The organism is Actinacidiphila oryziradicis, from assembly GCF_005047355.1.
In the GTDB taxonomy this organism is placed as follows: Bacteria; Actinomycetota; Actinomycetes; order Streptomycetales; family Streptomycetaceae; genus Actinacidiphila; species Actinacidiphila oryziradicis.
The window spans coordinates 1-3409 of sequence record NZ_SUMC01000265.1; the positions used below are offsets into that span (position 1 = coordinate 1).

4 protein-coding genes and 2 pseudogenes are annotated in these 3409 nt (G+C 66.6%); 3 read left to right on the top strand and 3 right to left on the bottom strand.

Going from position 1 to position 3409, the window contains the following annotated elements; genetic code table 11:
- Window positions 1–164, top strand: a pseudogene (locus FCI23_RS54790) (telomere-protecting terminal protein Tpg); the annotation flags it as partial.
- Window positions 165–362: 198 nt separating this feature from the next.
- On the opposite strand, the pseudogene FCI23_RS54795 reads toward FCI23_RS54790, so the two are convergent.
- Window positions 363–761, bottom strand: a pseudogene (locus FCI23_RS54795) (HAD family hydrolase); the annotation flags it as partial.
- 18 nt (window positions 762–779) lie between these two features.
- On the bottom strand, window positions 780–1094 hold the full coding sequence (locus FCI23_RS54800) for an HAD family hydrolase (RefSeq protein ID WP_136731645.1): 315 nt from the start codon (window positions 1092–1094) through the stop codon (window positions 780–782).
- Window positions 1095–1495: 401 nt separating this feature from the next.
- On the opposite strand from FCI23_RS54800, the gene FCI23_RS54810 reads away from it, so the two are divergent.
- The gene (locus FCI23_RS54810; protein WP_246144928.1) at window positions 1496–2191 is read left to right on the top strand and encodes an IMP cyclohydrolase; all 696 of its coding nucleotides are present in this window, start codon (window positions 1496–1498) and stop codon (window positions 2189–2191) included.
- Here the strand turns inward: FCI23_RS54810 and FCI23_RS54815 are convergent, their stop codons facing one another.
- Window positions 2192–2395, bottom strand: a complete 204-nt coding sequence (locus FCI23_RS54815; protein ID WP_136731648.1) for a hypothetical protein — start codon at window positions 2393–2395, stop codon at window positions 2192–2194.
- 315 nt (window positions 2396–2710) lie between these two features.
- Between FCI23_RS54815 and FCI23_RS54825 the strand changes: the two genes are divergently transcribed.
- Window positions 2711–3409: helix-turn-helix domain-containing protein (locus tag FCI23_RS54825; protein ID WP_136731649.1), on the top strand; the 699-nt coding region annotated here is incomplete at its 3' end.

Here is a 3409-nt window from a genome sequence, read left to right on the forward strand (position 1 = left end):
CCCGTCTCTTCGACGCCCAGGAGCAGGGAGCCACCGACCGCGAGCTCCAGAAGATCGCCGCCGAAGCGCTCAAGGAGGTGTACTTCCAAGACGGCGGCCGCCGCGCCGGCAGCCTGGAGGAGGTGCGGTTCACCGACGTGCAGCACATCGACTTCGACCTGTAGGTCCCCGAGCAGCCGTGAGGGCCCGAACCGATGTGTGACTGAGCGCTTCATTTGGCCAGTGAGCGTTCGAGTTGGCCGCCTGAGTGAGCCGAGCCACGGTAGTTTGGAACCCGGCCATGATTCATGGAACCAGCTGATGCGTGCCCCCGGGGAAGGCGTTGACCCGGGTCGCTCACTTACGACGGCCGTGAGAGCCGGTCAGGCGTTCGTGCGTGATAGGTGGTCGGGGAGGTCGGTGAGCCGTTCGACGCGGAGCACCGTCTCGTCTGCCGTCGGCGATGGTCCACCAGTGACGAAGTCGATGCCGCGGTCCAGCCAGATGCCGGTGAGCCCGGCGAGGGCGGCTGCGTTTACATCGCTTTCCAGCATGTCGCCCACGTTGACCGCCTGCGCGGGGTCCGTCCGCATCCGCCGGCTGGCGGTGGCGTAGGCGACGGGCTTGGCCGCACCGAGCTCGGTCGGGGTCAGGACGGCTTCGAAGTATTCGAGGAGGCCGAAGCGGGCGAGCTTGGCGCGCTGCTGCTCGGGGTCCCCGTTGGTGAGTACAGCCAGACGCGGTCCTCGGGGAAGCCGTTTCAGGGTCTCCAGGCATGGCTGGACATCGGGATAGCACCGTCAGGACTCCTCGAACACGGTGAGGTAGCGCTCGGCGATCCAGGCGTCCAGAAGGCCGGGACTTGTCGGAACCGGCTCGCCGAGCATCGGCAGGAAGGAACGGAGCCTGCGTCGGTGGTGCTCAGCGAAGGAGCACTGACCGGCCAGGTATTCCCGCATGTGGCGCGCCTCCAGCGTCCACCACAACGTCACCAGCTCCTCCGGTGGAGCCGTCGCGTTCGGCGCGGCCTGGACGATCTGGCCGATCGTTTCCAAGACCGCGCTTCGATGATCGACCAGGGTGCCGTCCAGATCGAAGAAAATCACATCTGCCATAGGATGATCATCTCGTGGTGCCTGTCCCCGACGCGAGTGTTCCGCCTCGAGTGTGTGGCTGAGCCGGTCGGCGTAGGTGTCGAGCAGGGGCTTCATCCAATGCTCATGAACGCCCGGATCAGGTCGAGCGTGTCCTGGTCGTCGGCGCGGTGCATGCGGAGCCTGGTGATGTCGTCCAGTTTACCGACCGCAGGAGCTCGGATACCGGCTCTGAACTGCGACGATCCATAGACTACATGTCCGTGACGATGGTTGAGTGCCGTTTGGTAGCGCTCGTCCGAGTGACTGTCAGGAAGGCCCGGCGCGGCCAGGGTGCCGGTCGGGGGCCGATGCGTCTCCGGTTGGATGGCGGTGCGTGGAGATCCGCGTTCTTGAGGCGACCGGCAGAGGAGCGTGTCCCTGTGGACCAGGTGCATGAGGCAGTGGCAGGCAATCGCTATCCGGGACGGGGCGTGCTGTGGGCGAGAACCCTGGGCGGCGCGTTGTGCGGCGGCTACTTTCTCACCGGACGTAGTGCCGCGTCCAAGGCCCGTGTCCTGCGCCGAGGGGACAGAGAGCTGATCGTCGCGCCGACCGGTGAGTTGGCCCACGATCCGCTGCGGCACTACGTTGCGGCCCGCGAGCGGGATGGTTGGCTGGTGTTCGGCAATGGCGAGCAGGTAGCCGTGGTATCGGACCTGCTGCTGGAGGGGCGAACGCCGACCGAGGCGATGGCGGACCTGGGGTACGAACCCGACCCGCCGATCTTCACGCCTCGCATCACCGTGGTGGCTGACCTGCGCTTGGGGCAGGACGCCTGGTTCGGTGCCGCCCGTCGAAGCGCCGGCGGCAGGCCGTCGGCCGACGTGCTGACGCTCGCCGTTCGCGGCCTGGGTCCCGGGGATGCCGTGCTGATGACGACGTACCGCTCCGACGGAGACCATGTCGCGACCGGCGAACCGTTCCTCGAAGCGCGGACCGAAGCGGCCGACCAGAGCGAGTTCCTGGAGGAGCTGTGGGACGCTCTGGCCCCGGAGTTCCGCGTGGCGGTGGCGGTCTTCGAGCCCGGACGGCTGGCCGACGCCGCCATCCGTCACGCGGTGGACGCCCAGGTGTGATCACCCGGTGGGCGGGGCGATCTGGGCTTCGAGATCGGCGACGCGGCGGTCCTGGAAGCGGAGGTTGGAGCGGGCGGCCTTGAGTCGTTCGTCCAGGGTGCGGTTGTCGGTGGTGAGTTGGCGGACGCGCTGCTTGAGGGTGGTGTTCTCGGTGGCGATCCGCTGAATGGCATAGGAGCGCGGAGGACGGAGGAGGAGCCCCATCCGATCGTCGCTGCCGCCATAACCGAGTCGTATTTCACCGAATGGGGCACGCGGGCCACGGGCCTGCGAGCGGATTTCACCCACGTGAAGCACATAGAATTCTCGTTCTGAGCGCGCCGAATACCAGCCTGCCATAAACCTGGTGGCGACCCGTCATACAGTGCCCTGGAGGCGGACCGTTTCCCCTTTTCCCGATGGTGAATGCGAGGCATCAATGGGCACTGTGGGTGCCGAAAACCCCATCCATAGCGTGTAACCGGTAGGTTCTCCGATACGGCTGAGGAGCGTCGGACGGGTACGCCAGGATGATCAGTCGTGCTGCTGCGACTGCCGTACCTGATGCTCACGAGCGTGTTCACCTTCATACGGCTGTTGCCGATGAGCGACATCGACAAGAACATCGAAATTCTGACGCTACGCCACCAGCTCGCCATCCTGCAGCGCCAGATCGACAAGCCCCGCCTCACCCGGTCCGATCGGGCCTTCCTCGCCGCCCTCCTCCACCGACTCCCAAGGCCGCAACTTCGGCAGCTGCACCTGATCGTCTCCCCCGATACGGTCCTGCGTTGGCACCACGATCTGCTCCGCCGCCACCACGCCAAGATTTCCCGCCCGAAACGGCCGGGCCGACCGCCCACCATCCGCAGCATCCAAGCCCTCATCCTGCGCCTGGCCCGGGAGAACCCCAATTGGGGCTACCGGCGCATCCACGGCGAGCTCGCCGCCCTGGAAATCAAGGTCGCCCCCTCCACCGTCTGGGAAATCCTCCAAGCCCACGGCATCGAACCCGCACCCCAGCGCGACCACCAGACCTGGGCCGGCTTCCTGCGCAGCCAAGCACACGCGATCCTCGCCGCCGACTTCTTCGAAACCCGCACCCTGACCGGGGCCCGACTGTACGTCTTCGCCGTCATCGAGCACGCCACCCGCCGCATCCACATCATGGGCACGACCGCCCACCCCACCGCGGCCTGGACCATGCAACTCGCCAGAAACCTGGTCATGGACCTGCAG